Origin of the sequence: Pseudomonas stagnisoli (genome assembly GCF_048595745.1) — a bacterium.
GTDB lineage: Bacteria > Pseudomonadota > Gammaproteobacteria > Pseudomonadales > Pseudomonadaceae > Aquipseudomonas > Aquipseudomonas alcaligenes_A.
Window position 1 is genome coordinate 973627 of sequence record NZ_CP184361.1, and the last position, 24271, is coordinate 997897.

General features: G+C 66.3%; 19 protein-coding genes. 13 read left to right on the forward strand and 6 right to left on the reverse strand.

The genetic code is table 11. The features are described 5' to 3' along the window. Positions 1–73: 73 nt before the first annotated feature. The 3 genes from ACOAPY_RS04670 to ACOAPY_RS04680 form a co-directional block, all read right to left on the reverse strand. Positions 74–2374 carry an FdhF/YdeP family oxidoreductase gene (locus ACOAPY_RS04670; protein WP_465155280.1) on the reverse strand — a complete coding sequence of 767 codons (2301 nt, stop codon included), beginning with the start codon at positions 2372–2374 and terminating at the stop codon, positions 74–76. Beyond that, positions 2371–3192 (reverse strand): formate dehydrogenase accessory sulfurtransferase FdhD, encoded by an 822-nt coding sequence (gene fdhD, locus ACOAPY_RS04675; RefSeq protein ID WP_465155282.1) that lies wholly within the window; start codon positions 3190–3192, stop codon positions 2371–2373. Before fdhD ends, ACOAPY_RS04670 begins: the two co-directional genes overlap by 4 nt. A 93-nt stretch (positions 3193–3285) precedes the next feature. Next, positions 3286–4176, reverse strand: coding sequence for a LysR family transcriptional regulator (locus tag ACOAPY_RS04680; protein ID WP_465156716.1), 891 nt, complete (start codon positions 4174–4176; stop codon positions 3286–3288). 371 nt (positions 4177–4547) lie between these two features. On the opposite strand from ACOAPY_RS04680, the gene ACOAPY_RS04685 reads away from it, so the two are divergent. The 8 genes from ACOAPY_RS04685 to ACOAPY_RS04720 all read left to right on the forward strand — a co-directional run bounded on the left by ACOAPY_RS04685 (position 4548) and on the right by ACOAPY_RS04720 (position 14416). Continuing rightward, complete coding sequence (locus tag ACOAPY_RS04685) at positions 4548–5987, forward strand: high affinity choline transporter 1 (RefSeq protein ID WP_465155284.1); 1440 nt, start codon at positions 4548–4550, stop codon at positions 5985–5987. A gap of 438 nt (positions 5988–6425) precedes the next feature. Next, positions 6426–7565 carry an imidazolonepropionase gene (gene hutI / locus ACOAPY_RS04690; protein ID WP_465156718.1) on the forward strand — a complete coding sequence of 380 codons (1140 nt, stop codon included), beginning with the start codon at positions 6426–6428 and terminating at the stop codon, positions 7563–7565. Further along, positions 7555–8490: a formimidoylglutamase gene (gene hutG / locus ACOAPY_RS04695; RefSeq protein ID WP_465155286.1), complete on the forward strand. Its 936-nt coding sequence runs from the start codon at positions 7555–7557 to the stop codon at positions 8488–8490. Before hutI ends, hutG begins: the two co-directional genes overlap by 11 nt. Positions 8491–8516: 26 nt before the next feature. Then, the gene (gene hutU / locus ACOAPY_RS04700; RefSeq protein WP_465155288.1) at positions 8517–10190 is read left to right on the forward strand and encodes a urocanate hydratase; all 1674 of its coding nucleotides are present in this window, start codon (positions 8517–8519) and stop codon (positions 10188–10190) included. Between the two features lie 2 nt (positions 10191–10192). Continuing rightward, entirely contained in the window at positions 10193–11728 is a 1536-nt protein-coding gene (hutH, locus tag ACOAPY_RS04705; RefSeq protein WP_465155290.1) for a histidine ammonia-lyase, read from the forward strand. 199 nt (positions 11729–11927) lie between these two features. Further along, positions 11928–12638: a histidine utilization repressor gene (hutC, locus tag ACOAPY_RS04710; RefSeq protein ID WP_021702184.1), complete on the forward strand. Its 711-nt coding sequence runs from the start codon at positions 11928–11930 to the stop codon at positions 12636–12638. An 87-nt stretch (positions 12639–12725) separates the two neighbouring features. After that, positions 12726–13658 carry an ABC transporter ATP-binding protein gene (locus ACOAPY_RS04715; RefSeq protein ID WP_465155292.1) on the forward strand — a complete coding sequence of 311 codons (933 nt, stop codon included), beginning with the start codon at positions 12726–12728 and terminating at the stop codon, positions 13656–13658. After that, entirely contained in the window at positions 13655–14416 is a 762-nt protein-coding gene (locus ACOAPY_RS04720) for an ABC transporter permease (protein ID WP_465155294.1), read from the forward strand. The genes ACOAPY_RS04715 and ACOAPY_RS04720 overlap by 4 nt, the downstream gene beginning before the upstream one ends. A gap of 441 nt (positions 14417–14857) precedes the next feature. Here ACOAPY_RS04720 and ACOAPY_RS04725 read toward each other — a convergent pair whose 3' ends face one another. Further along, a complete protein-coding gene (locus tag ACOAPY_RS04725) occupies positions 14858–15787 on the reverse strand; it encodes a MurR/RpiR family transcriptional regulator (protein ID WP_465155296.1) in 930 nt (309 codons plus the stop codon). A gap of 114 nt (positions 15788–15901) precedes the next feature. Further along, the gene (locus ACOAPY_RS04730) at positions 15902–16675 is read right to left on the reverse strand and encodes an ABC transporter substrate-binding protein (protein ID WP_465155298.1); all 774 of its coding nucleotides are present in this window, start codon (positions 16673–16675) and stop codon (positions 15902–15904) included. 402 nt (positions 16676–17077) lie between these two features. On the opposite strand from ACOAPY_RS04730, the gene ACOAPY_RS04735 reads away from it, so the two are divergent. From ACOAPY_RS04735 to ACOAPY_RS04755, 5 genes are all read left to right on the forward strand, one after another. After that, a complete protein-coding gene (locus ACOAPY_RS04735; protein ID WP_465155300.1) occupies positions 17078–18844 on the forward strand; it encodes a cyanophycinase in 1767 nt (588 codons plus the stop codon). Positions 18845–18931: 87 nt separating this feature from the next. Beyond that, entirely contained in the window at positions 18932–19255 is a 324-nt protein-coding gene (locus ACOAPY_RS04740) for a hypothetical protein (protein WP_076427050.1), read from the forward strand. A gap of 61 nt (positions 19256–19316) precedes the next feature. Next, positions 19317–20612 carry an OprD family porin gene (locus tag ACOAPY_RS04745; protein ID WP_330099008.1) on the forward strand — a complete coding sequence of 432 codons (1296 nt, stop codon included), beginning with the start codon at positions 19317–19319 and terminating at the stop codon, positions 20610–20612. Positions 20613–20767: 155 nt separating this feature from the next. Then, positions 20768–21529, forward strand: a complete 762-nt coding sequence (locus ACOAPY_RS04750; RefSeq protein WP_465155303.1) for a transporter substrate-binding domain-containing protein — start codon at positions 20768–20770, stop codon at positions 21527–21529. A 79-nt stretch (positions 21530–21608) separates the two neighbouring features. Beyond that, entirely contained in the window at positions 21609–22871 is a 1263-nt protein-coding gene (locus tag ACOAPY_RS04755; RefSeq protein ID WP_465155305.1) for a cyanophycinase, read from the forward strand. A gap of 4 nt (positions 22872–22875) precedes the next feature. Here the strand turns inward: ACOAPY_RS04755 and ACOAPY_RS04760 are convergent, their stop codons facing one another. Continuing rightward, complete coding sequence (locus tag ACOAPY_RS04760; protein WP_465155307.1) at positions 22876–24252, reverse strand: L-serine ammonia-lyase; 1377 nt, start codon at positions 24250–24252, stop codon at positions 22876–22878. Positions 24253–24271 lie beyond the last annotated feature (19 nt).

Consider the following 24271-nt stretch of genomic DNA (forward strand, 5'->3'; position numbering starts at 1 on the left):
GCGTGCAGTATCCCGAAGGCGGGCCTTTGGCTCAAGCTGCGCGTTTGCAGCGGGTGTTACAGGGTGATTCGTGTCAGGCGATCCGGGCCCCCGCGCGACTGGGCTCCAGACGAATGGCGATGAACTTGGAGGTGGGCGTGTGGCTGCCGCTGCCGATGCTGTGCAGTGGCACCAGCGGATTGGTTTCCGGGTAGTAGGCGGCCGCCTGGCCGGGGGGCGTGTCGTAGGCGACCAGGGTGAAGTCGTGCACGCGCCGCTCGATGCCGTCGTCCCACAGTGACAGCAGGTCAACGCGCTGGCCCGGCACCAGGCCGAGGCGACGAATGTCCTGTTCGTTGACGAAAATCACCTCGCGCATGCCGTGGATGCCACGGTAGCGGTCATCCAGGCCGTACAGGGTAGTGTTGTACTGGTCGTGGGAGCGCAGGGACTGCAGTATCAGGTGGGGTGCTGCAGCCTGGCTAAGGACCTGGGCCGGTAGCAGATCGTCGGGCAGGCTGTGGGCGACGAAGCGGGCTCGGCCGCTGGGCGTGGTCCAGTGTCGCTCCGCGGCCGCATTGCCCAGGTAGAAGCCGCCGGGTTGATCCAGGCGAGTATTGAAGTGAGCGAAGCCCGGGATGGTCTCGGCGATCAGTTCGCGGATGCGCCCGTAGTCCTCGATCAGGTGCAGCCAGTCCACCGGCTGGGGACCGAGCAGTGCCTGGGCGATGCCGGCGATGATTGCCGGTTCCGAACGCATCGCGCGCGACAGCGGGGCGAGCTGTCCGCGTGAGGCGTGCACCATGCTGAACGAATCCTCTACCGTGACCGCCTGCGGGCCGACGGCCTGCAGGTCGAGGTCGGTACGCCCCAGGCACGGCAGAATCAGCGCCTGGCGACCGTGCATCAGGTGGCTGCGGTTGAGCTTGGTGCTGATCTGTACGGTCAGCTCGCAGCGCTGCAGGGCTGCATGGCTGCGCAGGCTATCCGGTGTGGCCTGGGCGAAATTGCCTCCGAGGCCGATGAATACCCGGCTGCGGCCCTCCAGCATGGCGGCAATCGCCTGGACGGTGTTGTGCCCCTGGGTGCGTGGCACCGTGAAGCTGAAGCGGCGCTGCAGGGCATCGAGGAAGGCCGCCGACGGCCGCTCGTTGATACCCATGGTCCGGTCACCCTGCACGTTACTGTGGCCGCGCACCGGGCACAGTCCAGCCCCGGGCCTGCCGATATTGCCGCGCAGGAGCATCAGGTTGGTGATCTCCTGGATGGTCGCCACCGAGTGGCGGTGTTGGGTGATGCCCATCGCCCAGCAGATGATCACCCGCTCGGCGCTGGCGTACAGGCGGGCGGCGTGTTCGATCTGCGCCCGCGCCAGGCCCGACTGTGTCTCGATCTGCGCCCAGTCGCTGGCTTCCACCCGCTCCAGCCAGGCTTCCAGGCCTTCGCAGTGCTGCGCGATGAAGGCATGGTCGAATACGCTGCCCGGCTGCTGGCGCTCCCATGCCAGCAGGCACTTGGCCATGCCGCGCACGGCCGCCATATCGCCGCCCAGGCGTGGACGGAAATAGGCGTTGCTGGTCGGCGCGGAACCCCCGGTCAGCATCTCCAGAGCATGTTGCGGATGCTGGAAACGCTCCAGGCCGCGCTCCTTCAGGGGATTGAAGCAGACCACGCTGGCGCCGCGCGCCACCGCTTCGCGCAAGGGTTCGAGCATGCGTGGATGATTGGTGCCGGGGTTCTGCCCAAACACGAAGATGGCGTCGGCTTTGGCAAAGTCGGCGAAGGTCACCGTGCCCTTGCCCACACCAATGCTCTCGCCGAGCGCCACGCCGCTGGCCTCGTGGCACATGTTCGAGCAGTCGGGAAAGTTATTGGTGCCGAAGGCGCGTACCATCAGCTGATAAAGGAAGGCGGCCTCGTTGCTGGCTCGACCCGAGGTGTAGAACTCGGCCTGATCGGGGCTGTCCAGGCTCCGGAGGACGTCGGCGATCAGGGTGAAGGCGGCATCCCAGGTGATCGGTACGTAACGGTCGCCTGCCGCATCGTATTGTAGGGGTTCGATCAGCCGCCCCTGCTGCTCCAGCCAGTAATCGCTCTGTGCGCGCAGCTGGGCGACGCTGTAGCGGGCAAAAAATGCCTGGCCGATACCGCGTCGGGTGGCCTCCCAGTTGACCGCCTTGGCGCCGTTCTCGCAGAACTTCACCAGGTGGCTGTCGGGGGAGTCGCCCCAGGCGCATCCGGGGCAGTCGAAGCCGCCATTCTGGTTGGTCCTGAGCAGGGCGCGCAGATTCCTTATCGGCTGCCGGCTGTCCAGCCAGTGCTGGGTGACGCTGCGCAGCGCGCCCCAGCCAGCGGCGGGGCCGGTGTAGGGCTGGTAGCGCGGTTCGCTGCTCATGTCGCAAGCTCCTCAAGGCCGGGAAGCGGGCTGTAGACCCGGGGGGCGCTGTGGTGGGGCAGGTGGATCAGATTCAGGTGGTGCCGGCGTGCCCAGTCCACGGTAAGGGCAGTCGGCGCGGAGAGGCTCACCAGGGTCGGCAGGCCGGCGCGGACCGCCTTGTGCAGCAGCTCCAGGCTGCAGCGACTGGTCACCACGGCGAAGCCTGCGCGGGCGTCAAGACCCTGCTTGGCGAGGGCGCCGATCAGCTTGTCCAGTGCGTTGTGCCGACCGATATCCTCGCGACACAGGCGCAACTCGCCGCTTGCATCGACGAACAGTGCCGCATGCAGGGCGCCGGTTGCTTGGGCGCGCTGCTGGGCAGCGCTGATGCGTTCGCGCAGGCCGATCAGGTGGGTGATCGCTGGCAATGGCTGCGCGTGCAGCGGTTCCAGCTGCGGCAGCGCCTGCTCCAGCGCGGCCACGCCACACAGCCCGCAGCCGCTGGTGCCGGTCAGTTGGCGGCGCTGCTGCTTGATGCTCCAGAAGGCGCGACTGCTGACGCGCACCTCGGCCCGGCGCGCCGCGCCGGTGCCGCGCAGTTCGATGTCATAGATGTCGTCGATGGTGTCGATCAGGCCGCTGCTGAGGCTGAAGCCGCGGATGAAGTCCTCCAGCTCGCAGGGAGACACCATCATGACCGTGTGATTCAGTCCGTTGTAGTCGATGGCCAGCGCGCATTCCTCGGCCAGCGAGGCTTCGGCGGGAGCGCCGGCGCTGCCCAGTTCGAGGTAGGCGTAGGCGGACGGAGGTGGCGTGAGTGCGGACGCTATAGGCATGGGGAAAGCCCTTCTGCGGAGGGATCGAGCCCAGCCTAGGCCTCGTGCAGGGTGGCGTCTAATCGCTGTTGTCGATGAGGTGATCGACCTGCTCTATCGCGTGGCGCCCAGCAGATGCCGGGCTTCGTCGAAACAGGCGGCGGCCAGTGCCGAACGTGGCGCGCCGCGGCGCAGCAGCAGGCCCAGCGGTGCCAGGGTCTGGGCTGCCTCGATGGGCGTCAGCTGCAGATGCTCGGCCAGGGTATCGAGGCCGCTGTCCAGCGGCATCACCGCGCAGCACAGGCCGGCCTGTGCGGCCTGCAACAACTGATGAACGGCATCGCTTTCCAGGCGCGGCTTTGGCGCCAGGCCGCGGCTGCGCAGGGCGTGGTCGACCGACTGGCGAAAATGCATGCCGCTGGAAAGCAGGCCCAGCGGCAGGGCCGCTACCGCTTCCCAGCTCAGGCTGGCGGTGGCGAAGTGGAAATGGCGGCGGTCATGCAGCAGGCCCATGCGCGTATCGGCCAGTTCCAGGCTATCGAAATGGCTGCGGTCCAGGCGCTCCAGGTAGGAGATGCCGAGGTCCAGCTGGTTGCGCCCGAGTCGTTCGAGGATCTGTTCGCTACTCAAGGCAAACAGGCGAAAGCGCAGCTCCGGGTGTTGCGTTGCGAACAGCTGTACCAGGCGCATCGGGTCGAATCCGCCCAGCGGCACCACGCCGAGGCGCAGGGTGCCGACCAGTTGACCGCGGCAGGCTGCGGCCTCCGTGAGTAGCCCGTCCTGCGCCGCCAGGACGCTGCGTGCCCAGGCCAGAATGCGCTCACCGGCCTCGGTGAAACCTTCGAAGCGCTGGCCGCGCCTGACCAGTTCCAGTCCGAGTTCCTGTTCCAGGCCTCGCAGGCGCATGGAGAGAGTGGGTTGCGTGACGTGGCAGCGTGCGGCGGCCTGGCCAAAGTGACGGGTCTCATCGAGGGCGACAAGGAAATTGAGCTGCTTGATGTCCATGGTCTGGCCGTCAGTGGGAATGCGCCGACGATACTGCGGCAAGGACCGTGGCGACCAGCCTGAAAGAGGGTGAAGCAGGCTGTCAAAAATATAGAACTGCCTCTCGCGTCGGTGCTCGCATTCAGCCCATGTTTTTCAGTGGTTTACAGTCTGTAACAAGGCATGTCGTCGGTTAATGGAATAAAAGCGGCCAAATTTGTTTGACATATTTTACGTTTTTGCCAGACTGCGCGGCCTGGCGCGGGGATCATCGGTGCCCCGTGTTCAAAGCAGGCCAGGAGGGCCATAACAAAAACCTGTAGCCCGCCGTCCCAGCCCCTCCGCCTTGCGGGGCAGCCTGTGGCGGGCCGATGTCGCTGGAACGGAAAAACATGCTGATCTGGTTCGTCGCGCTCTACCTGCTGGCCACCGTGGCCATCGGTTTCTATGCCTCCACCCGGGTACACAACACCCGAGACTTCGCCGCTGGCGGTCGCAGCATGGGCTTTCCCATCGTCGCGGCGATGGTGTTCGCCACCTGGTTCGGCTCCGAGGCCGTGCTGGGCATTCCCGCCACTTTCCTCGAGGAAGGCTTCGCCGGCATTGTCGAGGATCCCTTCGGTTCCTTCTGGTGCCTGTTCATCGTCGGCGCGATCATCGCCCGCCCGCTGTACCGCCTGAACCTGCTGACCATTGGTGACTATTTCAAGAAGCGCTACGGCTCGCAGGTCGAGCTGATCGTCAGCCTGGTCATCGTCATGTCCTATCTGGGCTGGATTGCCGCCCAGCTGATCGCCCTTGGCGTGGTGTTCAACGTGATCTCGGATGGTGCCATCAGCACCACTCAGGGCATGCTGCTCGGCACCTTCATCGTCCTGCTGTACACCCTGTTCGGCGGCATGTGGTCGATCGCCCTGACCGACTTCTTCCAGATGATCATCATCGTGGTCGGCCTGGTCTACCTGGTCTGGCTGTTCAGCGACATGGCCGGTGGCGCCGATGTGGTCATCAGCCAGGCAGCCAGCGAAGGCAAGTTCACCTTCCTGCACAGTTTCGAGCCTAAGGATATCGTCGCCTTTATCGGCGCGGCGGTGACCATGATGCTCGGCTCCATCCCGCAGCAGGACGTTTACCAGCGTGTGATGTCGGCGAAGACCGAGAACATCGCGGCCCGCGCCTCGATGGCCGGCGCCGTGTTCTACCTGGGCTTCTGCATGCTGCCGATCTTCCTGGTGTACGCCGCCTCGATGATCGACCCGGCGCTGGTGCAGAAGTGGCTGGCCGAAGACTCGCAGATGATCCTGCCGCTGATGATCCTGGAGAAGACTCCGCTGTTCGCCCAGATCATGTTCTTCGGCGCGCTGCTGTCGGCCATCATGTCGACCGCTTCCGGTACTCTGCTGGCGCCCTCGGTGACGCTGGCCGAGAACGTGCTCAAGCGTTTCCTGCCGGAACTCAACGACAAGCAGTTCCTGCTGCTGATGCGCTGCGTCATTGTGGTTTGCGCGGTGGCGACCCTGACCTTCGCCCTGCTTTCCGACGCCAGCATCTACGAGATGGTCGGCAACGCCTACAAGGTGACTCTGGTCGCCGCCGTGGTGCCGCTGTTCGCCGGCCTGTTCTGGAAGCGCGCCACGACTCAGGGCGCCCTGTTCGCCATCGCCTTCGGTCTGTGCTCCTGGATCTACCTGGAGTACAGCTGGACCGAAGAGGCGTTCTGGCCGCCGCAGCTGGCGGGCCTGTTGTTCAGCATCGCGGGCATGGTGATCGGTACCCTGCTGCCGCAGTTCAAGCGCAACGATAACGACATGCTGGCTGCCCAGCCGCAGTAAGCGTTGTGCTGAGAGAAAGGACCCCGCCTAGGCGGGGTCTTTTCGTTTTGGGGCATTGGCGGGGGGGGCTGCACGGCATGAGGCATGTCGCCTGGGCGTTGCCTTCGGCGGCTGTGATGTCCTCCAGCGGTGCCGGGTGGATATCGGTGGCCTGGGCAATGGCTTGTGAGCGTGCCCGCAAGGAGGGCGATGAGCGGGAAGGGCGGTTGTGCTTTTATGTATATACATTTGCAGGTGTCCTGCCGCCAGGCGTGCTCAATTTCTCTGCTAGATGCGAAGGGGTTTGTTTGATTGTCTGGGGTTGACGGCGAACGAGATACGACTTAAATGTATATACATTAAGTCAAGGATAGCGCCGTCGTGTCCCAGTCCTCCCGCAAGCGCCGGCTCTGGCGTGATCTGACCGTCTTCGATGGCCTGCAGGTGCTGGCCGAGCCCATGGCCGTGCTGGTGGAGGGTGATCGCATCGCCGGCCTGTGGCCCGAGCGCGACTTTGACCCGATGCTGGCTGTCGGCGCCGAGGAGGCCGGGAGCGGCGGGGTGATGACCCCAGGCCTGGTCGACTGCCATACCCACCTGGTGTATGCCGGCGACCGCGCCGGCGAGTTCGAGCAGCGCCTGGAGGGCGTCAGCTACGAGCAGATCGCCCGTGCCGGTGGCGGCATCCTCAGTAGCGTGCGCGCCACCCGCGCCGCCAGCGAGGACCGGCTGATCACCGCCAGCCTGCCGCGCCTGGACGCGCTGCTGGCCGATGGCGTGACCACGGTCGAGATCAAGTCCGGCTACGGCCTGACCCTGGTCGACGAGCTGAAGATGCTGCGCGTGGCCCGGCGCCTGGGCCAGCTGCGCCCGGTGCGGGTGACCACCACCTTGCTTGGCGCCCATGCGCTGCCGCCGGAATACGCCGGTCGCGCCGACGACTATGTGAGCCTGGTCTGCGAGCAGATGATCCCGGCGGCCGCCAGTGAACGCCTGGCCGACGCGGTGGACGTGTTCTGCGAGGGCATCGGCTTTTCCCCAGCGCAGTGCGAGCGCATCTTCCAGGCAGCCCGCGACCATGGCCTGGCGCTCAAGGCGCATGCCGAGCAGCTGTCCAATCTCGGCGGCAGCGCCCTGGCCGCGCGCTACGGCGCACTGTCGGCCGACCATGTCGAATACCTCGACGAGGCCGGCGTGTGCGCCATGGCCGGGGCCGGCACGGTGGCCGTGCTGCTGCCCGGTGCCTTCCAGGTGCTGCGCGAAACCCGGCTGCCGCCGATCGAGCTGCTGCGCCAGTACGGCGTGCCGATGGCCGTGGCCAGCGACGCCAACCCCGGCACCTCGCCGATTTGCCTGCCCACGCTGATGGCGCATCTGGCCTGCACCCTGTTCCGCCTGACCCCGCGCGAGGCCCTGGCCGGCATGACCGTCCACGCCGCCCGTGCCCTCGGCTTGCCGGAACTGGGGCGCATCGCCGTCGGCGCGCCCGCCGACCTGTGCCTGTGGGATATCCGCCAGCCCGCCGAGCTGGCCTATGCGGTGCAGGCCGGGCGCCTGCGCCAGCGCATTTTCTGCGGAGAGATTACCCATGCACGCTGATCGCCCTTCCATGGCCTGCTGGACCGGCCGCATCGACCCCGAGCCGGACAGCCCGCGCTGGCACCAGCGCATCCGCGCGCTGAGCGAAAACAGCGAGCCGGGTCTGGCCCTGCTCGGCTTTGCCTGCGACGAAGGCGTGCGGCGCAACCACGGCCGTGTCGGTGCCGCCGGTGGCCCGCAGGCCTTGCGCAAGGCCCTGGCCAACCTGGCCTGGCATCGCCAGGCGCCGGCCTACGACGCGGGCGACGTGGCCTGCGAAGACGGCGATCTGGAGGCAGCCCAGGCGCGCCTCGGGCGCAATGTCTGCGCGCTGCTGGAGGCCGGTCACCTGCCCATCGTCCTTGGCGGCGGCCACGAGGTGGCCTTCGGCAGCTGGTTGGGGCTAGCCGAGCATCTGAGCGGCCAAGCCGCACCGCGTATCGGCATCGTTAATTTCGACGCCCATTTCGACCTGCGCGACCCGGCCCACGTGCATTCCTCCGGCACGCCCTTCGCGCAGATCGCCGAGGCCAGCGCCGCGCGCGGCTGGCCGTTCCGCTATGCCTGCTTAGGGATAAGCCGAGCCAGCAATACCCGCGCACTGTTTGCCCGCGCTGCCGAGCTGGGCGTGCTGGTGCGCGAGGACCGCGAGATCCGCGAATCGACCCTGGACGCCATCGGCGCCGAGCTGGACGCCTTCGCCGCCGGCTGCGACGCCCTCTACCTGACCTTCGACATCGACGTGCTGCCGGCCTGCGAGGCGCCCGGCGTCAGCGCCCCGGCCGCGCGTGGCGTGCGCCTGGAGCTGCTGGAGCCGCTGCTCGAACGGCTCAAGGCCAGCGGCAAGCTGCGCCTGGCCGACTTCGCCGAGCTCAACCCCGAACACGACATCGATAGCCGCACCGCCAAGGCGGCGGCGCGCCTGATCCATCTGCTCAGCCTCTGAGCGCCGAACAACAAGAGGAAACCGCTGTGACCACCCGATACCGCGACGTTGAAATCCGCGCCCCGCGCGGCACCACGCTGAATGCCAAGAGCTGGCTGACCGAAGCGCCGCTGCGCATGCTGATGAACAACCTCGACCCGGAGGTGGCCGAGAACCCCAAGGAGCTGGTGGTGTACGGCGGCATCGGCCGCGCCGCGCGCAACTGGGCGTGCTACGACAAGATCGTCGAGACCCTGAAGGAACTGAACGATGACGAGACCCTGCTGGTGCAGTCCGGCAAGCCGGTCGGCGTGTTCAAGACCCACGCCAACGCGCCGCGCGTGCTGATCGCCAATTCCAACCTGGTGCCGCACTGGGCGACCTGGGAACACTTCAACGAGCTGGATGCCAAGGGGCTGGCCATGTACGGCCAGATGACTGCCGGCAGCTGGATCTATATCGGCAGCCAGGGCATCGTCCAGGGTACCTACGAGACCTTCGTCGAGGCTGGTCGCCAGCACTACGGCGGCAACCTCACCGGCCGCTGGGTACTGACCGCCGGCCTTGGCGGCATGGGCGGCGCCCAGCCGCTGGCCGCTACCCTGGCCGGCGCCTGCTCGCTGAATATCGAGTGCCAGCAGTCGCGCATCGACTTCCGCCTGCGCAGCCGCTACGTCGACGAGCAGGCCAAGGACCTCGACGACGCCCTGGCGCGTATCGCCAGGTACTGCGCCGAAGGCAAGGCCATCTCCGTGGCCCTGCTGGGCAACGCCGCCGAGATCCTGCCGGAGCTGGTCAAGCGCGGGGTTCGCCCGGACATGGTCACCGACCAGACCAGCGCCCACGATCCGCTCAACGGCTACCTGCCGATCGGCTGGACCTGGGAGCAGTACCGCGACCGCGCGCAGACCGACCCGCAAGCGGTGGTCAAGGCCGCCAAGCAGTCCATGGCCGTGCATGTGCAGGCCATGCTCGACTTCCAGAAGCAAGGCGTGCCGACCTTCGACTACGGCAACAACATCCGCCAGATGGCGAAAGAGGAGGGCGTGGCCAACGCCTTCGACTTCCCCGGTTTCGTTCCGGCCTATATCCGCCCGCTGTTCTGCCGTGGCGTCGGCCCGTTCCGCTGGGCGGCGCTGTCCGGTGATCCGCAGGACATCTACAAGACCGACGCCAAGATCAAGGAACTGATCCCGGACGACGCCCACCTGCACCGCTGGCTGGACATGGCCCGCGAACGCATCAGCTTCCAGGGCCTGCCGGCGCGCATCTGCTGGGTCGGCCTGGGGCTTCGCGCCAAGCTCGGCCTGGCGTTCAACGAGATGGTGCGTTCCGGTGAGCTGAGCGCGCCTATCGTCATCGGCCGCGACCACCTGGACTCCGGCTCGGTGTCCAGCCCCAACCGCGAGACCGAGGCGATGATGGATGGCTCCGACGCCGTGTCCGACTGGCCGCTGCTCAACGCCCTGCTCAACACCGCCAGCGGCGCCACCTGGGTGTCCTTGCACCATGGCGGCGGCGTGGGCATGGGCTTCTCCCAGCATTCCGGTATGGTCATCGTTTGCGATGGCACCGACGAGGCCGCCGCGCGCATCGCTCGCGTGCTGACCAACGACCCGGGCACCGGGGTGATGCGCCACGCCGATGCCGGCTACCAGACCGCCATCGATTGCGCCAAGGAGCAGGGCCTGAACCTGCCGATGATCGGTCAAGGAGAGTGAACGTGACTGCCCTGAATCTGTACCCCGGCCAGCTGACCCTGGCCGACCTGCGCGCCGCCTACCAGGCCCCCGTACACCTGACCCTGGACGCGAGTGCCCACGAGGCCATCGACGCCAGCGTCGCCTGCGTCAACCAGATCATCGCCGAGGGCCGCACTGCCTATGGCATCAACACCGGCTTCGGCCTGCTGGCCTCGACCCGCATCGCCACCGCCGACCTGGAGAAACTGCAGCGTTCACTGGTGCTGTCGCATGCCGCCGGCATCGGCGAGCCGCTCAGTGATGCCATGGTGCGGCTGATCATGCTGCTCAAGATCAACAGCCTGGCGCGCGGCTTCTCCGGCATCCGGCGCCAGGTGATCGAGGCGCTGATCGCCCTGGTCAACGCCGAGGTTTACCCGCATATCCCGCTGAAAGGCTCGGTGGGAGCTTCCGGTGACCTGGCGCCGCTGGCGCATATGTCGCTGGTGCTGCTCGGCGAGAGCCAGGCGCGGCATAAAGGTGAATGGCTGCCGGCGACCGAGGCCCTGGCCGTGGCCGGCCTGGAACCCATGACCCTGGCCGCCAAGGAGGGCCTGGCCCTGCTCAACGGTACCCAGGTGTCCGCCGCCTATGCCCTGCGCGGGCTGTTCGAGGCCGAGGACCTGTACGCCGCCGCCAGCGTTTGCGGCGCCCTCACCGTGGAGGCGGCGCTGGGCTCGCGCGCGCCCTTCGATGCGCGCATCCATGCCGCCCGTGGGCAGAAAGGCCAGATCGACGCGGCCGCCGCCTACCGTCACCTGCTCGGCGCCAGCAGCGAAGTCGGTCGCTCCCATGCCGCCTGCGACAAGGTGCAGGACCCCTATTCGCTGCGCTGCCAGCCGCAGGTGATGGGCGCCTGCCTGACCCAGCTGCGCCAGGCCGCCGAGGTGCTCGGCGTTGAGGCCAACGCGGTGTCGGACAACCCGCTGGTGTTCGCCGCCGAGGGCGAGGTGATTTCCGGCGGCAATTTCCACGCCGAGCCGGTGGCAATGGCCGCCGACAATATCGCCCTGGCGATTGCGGAAATGGGCTCGCTGTCCGAACGGCGCATCTCGTTGATGATGGACAAGCACATGTCGCAGCTGCCGCCCTTCCTGGTGGCCAATGGCGGGGTCAACTCCGGCTTCATGATCGCCCAGGTCACGGCCGCGGCTCTGGCCAGCGACAACAAGGCCCTGGCCCATCCGCACAGCGTCGACAGCCTGCCCACCTCGGCCAACCAGGAAGACCACGTGTCGATGGCGCCGAATGCAGGCAAGCGCCTGTGGGACATGGCCGCCAACACCCGCGGCGTGCTCGCCGTGGAATGGCTGGGCGCCTGCCAGGGCCTGGACTTCCGCGAGGGCCTGCACAGCTCGCCGGCGCTGGAGCAGGCCCGCGCGATCCTGCGCGCCAGGGTGCCCTACTACGTCGAGGATCGCTTCTTCGCCCCGGACATCGCCGCCGCCGACGCCCTGCTGGCCGAGCGGGTGCTGACGCCGTTGCTGCCGGCCGGGCTGCTGCCGTCGGTGGGCTGATGTGATAGGGGAGCGGGGCTACGGAAAGCTCGTTCTCCCGCTAGGAGTAGGGTGGAAAACGCCGCAGGCTTTCCACCTGCCGGGCCCGGTGGAAATCGCTGCGCGGATTTCCACCCTACGCGACCCGCGTCTCGCGCTGGGAGAGGGCAGGCAAGCTCCGTTATCATCCGCCGCAACCGGGTATTTCCAAGGAGCCACCGTGACCAGCAGCACCCCGCGCTATAAGGCCATCGAGGACTTCCTGCTCGAACGCATTCGCGGCGGCGCCTACCCGGTTCACCACCAGATTCCCCCGGAGGAGCAGCTGGCGCGCGACTTCGCCGTCAGCCGCATGACCGCCAACAAGGCGATCAACAACCTGGTGCAGCAGGGCTACCTGGTGCGCCAGGCCGGCCTCGGTACCTTCGTCACCGACCGCAAGGCCGAATCCTCGCTGCACGAGGTGATGAACATCGCCGCCGAGGTGCGCGGCCGTGGCCATGCCTACAGCAACGACGTGCTGCGCTGCGAGGCGCTGGCGGCTGACGACGAGGTGGCCTTGCGCCTCGGCCTGCGCCTGGGCGCCCAGGTGTTCCACAGCATCCTGGTGCACCGCGAGGATGGCGTGCCGATCCAGCTGGAAGACCGCTTCGTCAACCCGCGCTGGGTGCCGCATTACCTGGACAGCGATTTCAGCCAGCAGACGCCCAACGAGGTGCTGGTGGCCAGCTGCCCGATCTCCGATGTCGAGCATGTGGTCGAGGCGGTGCTGGTCGATGCGCAGACCGCCGCCTGGCTGGACATCGACCCGGCCGCACCCTGCCTGTCGATGATCCGCCGTACCTGGTCGGACGAGCACCTGGTCAGCTACGCCCGCCTGCTCCACCCCGGCGACCGCTACAAGCTGCGTTCCCATAACAAGCGCCGTTGATACCTGGCCGTTGCGTCAGGCTTGGCGAGCGATGGTGATGCTTCCTGCTCTACAATCGCTGTTTTCCCGCCAGACCAAGGAGCCGCCGTGGAATCGGTAATCGCGGTCGAGAACCTGAGCAAGACCTACAAGTCCGGTCACTCCGCCCTCAAGCACATCAATCTGGAGATCCGCAAAGGCGAGATCTTCGCCCTGCTGGGCCCCAACGGCGCCGGCAAGACCACCCTGATCAGCATCATTTGCGGCATCGTCAATCCGGGCGAAGGCAGGGTGCGGGTCGCCGGCTTTGATATCAAGGCCGACTACCGCGCCGCGCGCTCGGCCATCGGCCTGGTGCCGCAGGAGCTGGTCAACGACGTGTTCGAGACGGTCTGGGCCACGGTCAGGTTCAGCCGCGGTCTGTTCGGCAAGAAACCTGACCCACAGTACCTGGAGCAGCTGCTCAAGGACCTGTCGCTGTGGGACAAGCGCGACGCCAAGATCTTCGAACTGTCCGGCGGCATGAAGCGCCGGGTGATGATCGCCAAGGCATTGAGCCACGAACCGTCGATCCTGTTTCTCGACGAGCCCACCGCCGGCGTCGACGTCGAGCTGCGCCGCGACATGTGGAACATGGTGCGGCGCCTGCGCGAGCGCGGCGTGACCATCATCCTCACCACCCACTACATCGAGGAAGCCGAGGAGATGGCTGACCGCATCGGGGTGATCCGCAAGGGCGAAATCATCCTGGTGGAGGACAAGCAGGTGCTGATGCACAAGCTCGGCAAGAAGCAGCTGACCCTGCAGCTCAAGCACCCGCTGGCCAGCGTGCCGGCGCAGCTGGCCAGCTATGGCCTGGAGCTGACCGACGACGGTCATGCCCTGGTGTTCACCTTCGACGCCCAGCACGAGCACACCGGCATCGCCGAGCTGCTCAAGGACCTGGCTCAGCACGGCATCGACTTCAAGGACCTGCAGTCCAGCGAAAGCTCGCTGGAGGACATCTTCGTCAGCCTGGTGCACGACAAGGAGCGCGCATGAACCTTTATGCCATCAAGGCCATCTACCTGTTCGAGCTGGCCCGCACCTGGCGTACCCTGCTGCAGAGCATCGCCACCCCGGTGATTTCCACGTCGCTGTACTTCGTGGTGTTCGGCTCGGCCATCGGCAGCAGCATGACCGAGGTGCACGGCGTCAGCTACGGCGCCTTCATCGTGCCTGGCCTGATCATGCTGGCGCTGCTCACCGAGAGCATCGGCAACGCCTCGTTCGGCATCTACATGCCCAAGTACTCGGGGACTATCTACGAGATCCTCTCGGCGCCGGTGTCCTACTTCGAGATCCTGGTTGGCTATGTCGGCGCGGCGGCGACCAAGTCGGTGATCCTCGGCCTGATCATCTTCTTCACCTCGATGCTGTTCGTCGATTTCGAACTGGCCCACCCGTTCTGGGCCCTGGCGCTGCTGGTGCTGACGGCCATCACCTTCTGCCTGTTCGGCTTCATCATCGGGGTGTGGGCCGATGGCTGGGAGAAGCTGCAGATCGTGCCGGCGCTGATCGTCACGCCGCTGGCCTTCCTCGGCGGCAGTTTCTACTCGATCAGCATGCTCCCCGAGCTGTGGCAGAAGATCACCCTGTTCAACCCGGTGGTGTACCTGATCAGCGCCTTTCGCTGGGCCTTCTTCGGTATCGCCGACGTCAGCCTGGGGCTGAGCCTGGGCATGATCGGCGGCTTCCTGCTGGCCTGTGTGGCGGTGGTCAGCTGGATCTTCAGGACCGGCTATCGGCTGCGTCACTGAGCGTTAGGCGTAGACAAGAACGGAGGCCGAGGCCTCCGTTTTTGCACCTCCGCTTCGTGGTAAGGGACGAGCGGGTTTGGAGTAGGGCTCAGCCCGCATAGCGGCAAGAATGCGCTATCAGGCAGCACGGAGTTTGAGTCCCCGTCAGGAGGCCGAGTGGAGGTGGTACGCAGGGGGACGAGCCGCAGGGATGCGGCGAGAGGCTTAAAGGGCCATGGATGGCCCTTGTAAGCCGGCCTCCGGAGTGGCACCGGAGCGAGGGAAGCCTGGCCGCAGGCCAGGCCCGGATGTCGGGGGGCGTTTTCTTTTGCTTACTTTTCTTTGCGCCGGGCGGCGATCCGCAAACAAAGAAAAGTGAGTCGCCCAGCAGGGCGAAACCGAAAGTACCGGCACACGCCGTAATCGGCTTGAGAGCGGGTCGCCGCTCCGCAATGTGGGCAATCAGTCGCCGCGCTTGCGCGGCCGCTTGCGCCGTGGCGGCTCCTGGTTCGGCACGTGCAGGTAGGACAGCACGCTCTCGGTCAGCTCGGCGGCCAGGCGCACGGCTTCCTTGTTGCGCGTCATTACGGCCGCCACCAGGCTCTCGATCAGCGCCAGCACGGCGATGTTGGAGCTGATCAGCACCGGATGCTCGGCAGTGGCGAACAGGCTGTGATCGGCGATCGGCGCCAACGGCGAGGCCGGTGAGTCGGTGATGGCCAGCACCTTGGCGCCACGCTCCAGGGCATAGCGCGCCAGCTGCAGGGTATCCAGCGAATAGCGTGGCAGGGAGATGGCCAGCAGGGCGTCCTCGGCGGTGATGCTGGCCAGGCGGTAGGCAGCATTCTCGTTACCGCCTTCCATGCTGACCGCCACCGCATCGGCGCAGTAGGGCACCAGGTTGGCGGCGGCCAGGCCGGCCAGGTAGGCACTGTTGCCGAAGCCGAGGATGTACACCCGGCGTGCCGCGGCCAGCACCTCGACGAAGGCGGCGAAGGTGTCCTGGCTGTTGCCGTTGGCGGTGCTGCCCAGGTTGCTGCCGGCGATGCGCATCTGTTCATGCAGGCCGAAGCTGCCATCGCTGCGTTGGGCCAGTTCGTTGCGCAGCTTGTCCACCGGCGAGACCAGGTCTTGCAGGGTCGCCACCAGCGCCGTCTTCAGGGCGCTGAAGCCGCCAAGCTGCATGGCGCGCGCCAGGCGGTTGACCGCTGCCGGTGAGGTGTCGGTGGCCTGCGCCAGTTCCTCGATGGTCAGGGTCGCGGCCTTCAGCGGGTGGCGCAGGATGAAGTCAGCCACCTTGCGCAGCGAGGGCTGCAGGTCGGGGGCGACGGCGGCGAGCTTGCGCATCACCGGGGAGGCGTAGACCGTGATATTGCTCGGGGCGGGCGTCATGCTGAGGGGCGTCCTGCTGATGAAGGGCTGCAGTGTATCCGATGGGCGCGGCGCACGGCCCCATGAAAAAAGGGGTATCCGCACCTCGGCGGATACCCCTTCGGCGGCAGGTGCTTACTGACCGTAGATGTCGTAAGCGAAGTATTTGCCCTGTACTTCCTGGTACTTGCCGTTGGCACGCAGGGCGGCGATGGCTGCGCTGAATTTATCCGCGGTGGCGGTATCGCCCTTGCGCACGGCGATGCCGGCGCCGTTGCCGAAGTACTTGTGCTCGTTGAAGTCCGGACCGACCAGGGCGAAGCCTTTGCCAGCCTCGGTCTTGAGGAAGCCTTCGCTGATGTTCACCACGTCGGCCAGGGAGGCATCGATGCGGCCGGAGGCGAGGTCGAGGAAGGCCTCGTTCTGCGAACCGTAGCGCACCACCTCGATGCCGGCATCGGCGAAGCGATCGCTGGCGTAGCGGTCATAGGTGGAGGCGCGCTGCACGCCGACCTTCTTGCCTTTCAGGTCGACCAGCGGGTCCTTGATCTCGCTGCCGGCCTTCATCACCAGCTTGCCGGGGGTGTGGTAGTACTTCTTGGTGAAGTCGACCGACTTCAGGCGGTCCGGGGTGATCGACATGGACGACAGCACCGCGTCGACCTTGCGCACCTTGAGCGAGGGGATCAGGCCGTCGAAGGCTTGCTCGACCCACTCGCACTTCACCTGCATCTCGGCGCACAGCGCATTGCCGATGTCGTAGTCGAAACCGCTGATCTGCCCTTCCGGGGTCTTGAAGGCGAAGGGCGGGTAGGCCGCCTCGATGCCGATACGCAGCGTGTCCTGAGCCTGGGCCAGGGTGGCGCAGGCGGACAGCGCCAGGGCGCCGAGCAGAGCAATCTTGTTCATCTTGTAACTCCTGTGGTGGCGGTGAAGCCCGCCGCATGGCGGGCGCTTGGGTCGGTGTTGCAGTGCCGGCCTGGTGAGCCCGCTGATCAAGCGGGGGTGGTGACACGCGGTGTGTCAGCAAAACTAAGATCAAGAAAAATTTGTGTCAACAAGGCTTTTTTGTGAAAAAAATAATTCATCTTGGTGTGCGTTGGTGTAAGCCTCTGAATAGACGGTTTTCGGCTTTATAAGCTGATCGAATGGTTATGAAAGGAGGTCGACTCGGGGCTTGTCGAAGGAAATGGCTTGATATACAAGATTTCAAAAATATGATTTCTTGAAAAAAATAAATCATATCGAGCGCTGCCCAGGCAGCCGACGAAAGCCCGTATTCATCAGAACAAGAGCAACAAGAACATGAGAATGCACGCTAAATCCGGCGCCTTGCTCGCCGCCCTGATCCTGGCTGGCCATGCCGCGCCAGTCCTGGCCGAAGGCCACCTGCTGGCCGTCGGCGGCATGCTGCGGGCCAGCAACAGCGAGGTCTACGAGAAGCTCATCGAGCTGGCCGGCGGCCGCCAGCAGGCGCGCATCGCCATCATGCCAACGGCCAGCGGCAGCCTGGGTTCGAGCAAGCGCTTCCAGGCCGAGCTGCAGGCCCTGGGCGTGCCGGCCGAGCGCATCAGCATCGTCGGCATCGACAAGCAGAACTACCAGAACACCATGAACGATGCGGCCGTGCTCAAGCCACTGACCGAGGCCAGCGCCGTGTGGTTCGTCGGCGGCGATCAGGCGCGCATCGCTCGCGCCCTGTACAACGCTGACGGCAGCGAGTCGCTGACCCTCAAGGCGGTGCGTGGCGTGTTCGATCGTGGTGGCGTGGTGGCCGGTACCAGCGCCGGGGCGAGCATTCTCGGCGCCACCATGCCCACCGCCTATGGCGTGGTGATGGACACCCTGGACTTCGGTGTGGCAGCCAGGGCCGACCAGCGCGGCACGGCGCTGCTCAAGGGCGCGGGCCTGTTCAAGGCCGGCATCATCGACCAGCACTTCGACCAGATCGAGGAAACCAGCACCGGCCGTGCCGCGCGCATGGCCAGCTACCTGGTCGGCCAGCAGCCGGCGCGTGGTTTCGGTCTGGATACCAATACCGCGCTCTGGGTCCAGCCCGGCGGCCAGCTGCAGGTGCTCGGCGAGGGCTACCTGACGGTGATGGATGCCGCCGAGGCGCGCAAGGAATTCGGCCTGTATGGCACGCGCCTGGAAAACGTGCGCCTGGCCATGCTTGGCGACGGCGATCGCTACGACCTGAACAGCGGGCGCATCCAGCCGGCGGACGGCAAGGAAGTGATCAGCGCCGGCAACGAGTACCTGGTGGGCAACCAGCTGCTCACTGACCTGTCGGCGGTCTCCGCCATCTCGCGCGCGGTGCTTTATGGCCTGGCCGACAACACCGCCACCCGCCAGGTCGGCCTGATGACCCGCTACAACCCGGCCAACGGCTACCACTATGGCTACCGCTTCGTGTTCAGCGAGGCGCCGGGCTTCCAGGCCCACAGCCGCTTCCACGATTCGCTGACCAACTACACGGTGCAGAACGTGCGCCTGGACATTGCCCCGGTGGATGCCTTCCTCGGCGACCCGGCGCGCAGCAGCCCGAGCGATGCCGCCGCCAGCCGCTGGCCCGACGCCGTGCGGGCGGTGGCCTTCCGTGGCCTGATGACCAGCGACGCCGCCAACCGCTTCGAGCCCAAACGCGCCCTGACCCGCTATGAGCTGGCCAACGCGCTGCAGATGACCCTGGCCGCCGAGCCGGCGCTGGACAAGCTGCCGAAACTGGCCGACGTGCCCGCCGAGCATCCGCTGCGCGAGCAGATCGAGGTGGTCGTGTCCAATGGTTGGCTGCAGGCCGGCGGGCGCTTCGACGGTGAGCGCGCGGTCAGCCGCGGCGAATGGGCACTGGCCTGCAAGGCATTGGTCGAGCGCTTCCGCCGCGCGCCGCTGCAGCGCCGGGCCAGCCTCAGCGATGTTGGTGGGTTGCCGGCGCCGATGGCCGAGGCGGCCGCCCTGCTGGTTGGCGAAGGCTGGCTCGAAGCCGCCGATGGGCGCTTCGAGCCCGAGCGCCCGCTGACCCGCGAGGAAGCGGCCCACAGTCTGGCGCGCCTGATCGGCCTCGCCCAGTCCACCTGAGTCATACCGGATTACGCGGAAATCGCCCCGTCACGGCGGGGCGAAACGGGCAGCTCATGCCCGCGCAATGCCCAACGAGAGTGAGCCATGCAACTGAATCACCTGGAGATCTTCGCCCTGGACAAGCTGCTGCAGGACCGCCCGCCGGTGGCTGAGGCCCTGTTCGACGACAGCACTCGCGTGCTGGAGCGGGTCGAGACGCCGGCCGGTTTCTACGCCGTGATCGACCTGCAGCGCGACCTGCGCGATGTCGGCGGGCTGGCCGAGCGGGAGTGGCGTTTCCGCCTGAAGCGGCAGAAAAGCGCGGGTTATTTCGTCTGCTGGCCGGACGGCGATTCGCGCCTGTGCCTGGAGGCGGTGATCAACAGGGGCGCACGTCCACCGGTGCTGACGCCGGAACTCTTTGTCTGACCGGGCAAAAACCAGAAAGGGCCGCAACGGCCCGCCAACACACCCAAAAACGGAGTAAGGCATGAACCTTGTGAAACTGAGCTGTCTCGCACTGGCGGTCGCGGCCGCCAGCACCCAGCTGGCCATGGCCGGGCAGGCCGACGCCAAGGGCTTTATCGAAGACAGTGAGCTGAACCTGCTGAACCGCAACTACTACTTCAACCGCGACTTCAAGAACAAGCCGGGCAGCCAGAGCTACCGCGAGGAGTGGGCGCATGGCGTGATGGCGGAGTACGCCTCCGGCTTCACCCAGGGCACCGTCGGCTTCGGCGCCGATGCCTACGGCTACATGGGCATCAAGCTGGACAGCGGCCGTGGCCGTACCGGCACCGGCCTGCTGCCGGTCAGCGACGAAGGTCGTGCCCAGGATGAATACGGCGAGGCCGGCGGCGCGGCCAAACTGCGCATCTCCGAAACCGTGCTGAAGTATGGCGAGATGCGTACCGAGGCGCCGGTATTCGCCACCTCGCACAGCCGCCTGCTGCCGGAAACCGCCACCGGCTTCCACGTTGCCAGCGACGAGATCGACGGCCTGGCTCTGGAGGCTGGTCACTTCACTGCCTACAACAATCGCAACTCGACCAACAGCGACGACGAGCTGCTGGTCAACTACGGCAGTGGTGAAGCGGGCAAGACCATCGACTTCGCCGGCGGCTGGTACAGCGTCAACGACGACCTCAGCCTGGGCCTCTATGCCTCGCGCTTCGAGGACACCTGGAACCAGTACTACGGCAACCTCAACTACACCCTCGGCATCAGCGAAGGGCAGAGCCTGAACTTCGACCTCAACCTGTACCGCACCAGCGATACCGGCGATGCCCTGCAGGGTGACATCGACAACACCACCTACAGCCTGGCGGCCACCTATGGCCTGGGTTCGCACTCGATCCTGCTGGCCTACCAGCGCGTCAACGGCGACACCCCGTTCGACTACGTGGGTGGCGACTCGATCTTCCTTGCCAACTCCATGCAGTACTCCGACTTCAACGCGCCCAACGAGAAGTCCTGGCGCATCGGCTACGGCTATGACTGGGCCGGCCTGGGCATCCCCGGCCTGACCACCAAGGTCACCTACGTCAAGGGCAGCGACATCGACGGCACCGACGCCGACGTCAATGGTGGCTACGTCGGCTACTACGGCGAAGACGGCGAGCACAGCGAGACCGACATCGACATCAAGTACGTGGTTCAGGAAGGTCCGGCCAAGGACCTGTCGATCCGCCTGCGTCAGGCCTTCCACTACGCCAACGATGATCAGGGCGAAGGCGATCTGCACGAGTTCCGCGTGATCGTCGACTACCCGCTGAGCATCCTCTGACGGCCGCCCCACGCCCCGCGTGATCGCTGGGCGTGGGACGTTGCCAGGGCGTCGGTGCCCGTGGGCGCCGACAGCTTTGATTCAAGGTCTGCTACGAATGCTCCTTTGGCCTTGAGGCGCCGGCCCGGCGCCTTTTTTTCTCACGGGACTGAGCCATGAGAATGCCTTACCTGCTGATCGCGATGCTGCTGATGTGCCCGGTTCATGCCGAGCCCCTGCGCATTGCCATGGAAGGACAGTTTCCCCCCTTCGAGGAAGTCGACCCGCAGGGCCATCTCAAGGGCTTCAACGTGGATATCGCCCATGCCCTGTGCGCGCAGATGCAGCGCCGTTGCGAACTGCAGCGCTTCGCCTGGGACGACCTGATTCCCGCCCTGCAGCAAGGGCGCACCGACCTGATCCTGGCCTCGATGTCGATCACCGAGGAACGCCAGCAGCAGGTCGATTTCACTCGCAAATATGCCCAGACCCCAGCCTTCTTCTTCGCCCGCGAGGGGGCGATCAACGAGGTGATCGTCACCCCGCGCCGTCTGCGCGGCAAACGTGTGGGCGTGCAGCGCGAGACCACTTACGACCGCTTTCTCACCGCGCGCTACCAGGCGCATGTGGCGGTCCTGCGCTTCGCCAGTGCCGCCGACACCTACCAGGCCCTGCAGCGCGGCGACGTCGACCTGGTGCTGGATGACGCCGTGTCCGGCTATTTCGGTTTCCTGCAAACCCCGCGCGGCCAGGGCTTCGAGCGGGTCGGCAATGCCGTCAGCGCGCCACGCTTCTTCGGCAAGGGCCAGGGCATTGCCGTGCGCAAGGGTGACGACGCCCTGCGCGAGGGCCTCGACCAGGCCCTGCTGGCGATCCTCGACAACGGCGTCTATCGCCGCATCGAGCGCCGCTATTTCCAGCGTTTCAGCGTTTATTGATCCAGCCGTTTTCGCAGTACCCGTTGTACGACATCCACAACAACAACGCTGCAGCCGCTGCAGCCACGGAGAACTGAAGATGAAACTGAGCAAGCTGTGTCGCCAGGCCGTTCTGGTCATGGCATTGATCCCCGGTCTGGGGCATGCGGCCGGAGCGCTGCTGCTGGTGGGAGGCGGGCTCAAGGACGACAACACCGCGCTGTACCAACGCTTTATCCAACTGGCCGGAGGTAGTGGCCAGGCCAAGATCGGCGTGATCACCGCTGCCTCGATTCCGGAGAGCCAGGACCCGGATGCCGGCACCGCCAACGCGGCCAACTCCAGGGCCAACGGCCTGTATTACGCCAACCTGCTGAAGACCTACGGCGCGGCGGACGCGCAGTGGATTCCCATCGACCTGGACAACATCGCCAACAGCAGCAACCCGACCGTGGTCAACCAGATCAACGGCATGACCGGCTTCTTCTTCGGCGGTGGTGACCAGTCACGCCTGGTGCAGACCCTGCAGACCGGCAGCCGCGCCGACACCCCGGCACTGGCGGCGATCCGCGCCAAGTACAACGCGGGCGCCGTATTGGCCGGTACCAGCGCCGGCACCGCGATCATGGTCGACGGGCCGATGGTCACCGGCGGCGAGAGCTACGAGGCGCTGCGCTACGGGCCCTACACCACGCCCTCCGGCGATGACCTGTCCTATGACCCGCAAGGCGGCTTCGGCTTCTTCAACCACGGTCTGCTCGACACCCACTTCAGCGAGCGCGGGCGCCAGGGCCGTATCGTGCGCCTGGCCGACTACACCGGCGTGCCCTTCGCCTATGGCGTCGACGAGAACACCGGGCTGCTGGTCAAGGACAATCCCACACTGGGCCAGGTGGAAATGGAAGTGATCGGCACCGGCGGCGTATTCGTCTTCGACCTGCGCAATGCCGAGCGCGGCACTGGCAGCAGCTGGGCGCTGTATGACGTGCTGGCCAGCTACCTGACCAGCGGCGACAAGTTCCGCCCGCAGAGCGGCCAGTTCGTCATTGGTGCCGGCAAGACCAGCCTGCGTGGCCGCGAGCAGTACAGCAGCGCGATGACCGCCACCGGCGACATCTTCAGCAGCCCCAACAACAGTGGTGCCAACGGCCGACGTAAGCCGCGCGAGTTCGTCATCGTCAGCGCCGACCTGTTCAACAGCCGAGCGACCAGCACCCTGGGCCGCACCTACGAGCGCAACCCGCGTTACCGCGTCGACCTGATCAAGAGCACTCAGTTCGACAGCCACGGCTACCAGGGCACCATCGCTGGCAAGAGCCTGACCTCCTACCTGCGCCTGCTGACCGACTTCCGTCCCGACTGAAGCCTCAGCACTCGATGATGTTGACCGCCAGGCCCCCCCTGGCGGTTTCCTTGTACTTGCTCTTCATGTCCGCGCCGGTATCACGCATGGTGCGGATCACCCGATCCAGTGAGATGAAGTGCTGGCCGTCACCGCGCAGGGCCATGCGCGCGGCGTTGATCGCCTTGATCGAGCCCATGGCGTTGCGCTCGATGCACGGCACCTGGACCAGCCCGCCGACCGGGTCGCAGGTCAGTCCCAGGTTGTGCTCCATGCCGATCTCGGCAGCGTTCTCCACCTGTTGGATGGTTCCACCCAGCACTTCGCACAGCGCCCCGGCGGCCATCGAACAGGCCACCCCGACCTCGCCCTGGCAGCCGACTTCGGCGCCGGAGATCGAGGCGTTTTCCTTGTACAGGATGCCGATGGCCGCGGCGGTGAGCAGGAAACGCACCACCCCGTCGTCATTGGCGCCCGGCACGAAGCGCCGGTAGTAGTGCAGCACCGCCGGCACGATGCCGGCCGCGCCATTGGTAGGCGCGGTGACCACACGGCCGCCACTGGCATTCTCCTCGTTGACCGCCAGGGCGTAGAGGTTGACCCAGTCCATCACCGTCAGCGGGTCGCGCAGGCTGGCCTCGGGGTTCTGGCTGAGCTGGCGGTGCAGGGCGGCGGCGCGGCGGCGTACCTTGAGGCCGCCGGGCATGGTGCCCTCGTTGCGGCAGCCTGCGGTGACGCAGTCCTGCATCACCTGCCAGATGTTCAGCAGGCCGGCGCGGGTCTCCGCCTCCGGGCGCCAGGCCGCCTCGTTGGCCAGCATCAGTTGGCTGATCGACAGGTTGTGCTCGGCGCACAGCGCCAGCAGCTGCCTGGCGGTCTTGAAGGGGTAGGCCAGCTCGGTGCGGTCCTCGACGATGCGGTCGGCGCCGGCTGCTTCCTCGTCCACCACGAAGCCGCCGCCCACCGAGTAGTACTCGCGGGCGCGGAGCTGCAGGCCGGCGGCGTCGAAGGCGCGAAAGATCATGCCGTTGGGGTGGTAGTCCAGGGGCTTCCTGATCAGTGCCAGGTGCTCCTTCTCGACGAAGCGGATGGTCTTCTCGCCGCCCAGTTGCAGCTGGCCGCTGGCGCGCAGAGCGGCCAGGCGGCTGTCGATGGTGGCGGTATCGACCGTATCCGGCTGCTCGCCTTCCAGGCCCAGCAGCACGGCCTTGTCGCTGCCGTGGCCCTTGCCGGTGGCGCCGAGCGAACCGTACAGCTCGACCTTGAGGCTGGCGGTGGCTGCCAGCAGCCCCTCGCGCCGCAGGCCGTCGACGAAGCGCGCGGCGGCGCGCATCGGCCCCACGGTGTGCGAGCTGGAGGGGCCGATGCCGATCTTGAACAGGTCGAAAACGCCGAGGGCCATGAAGTACTCCTGTGACTGG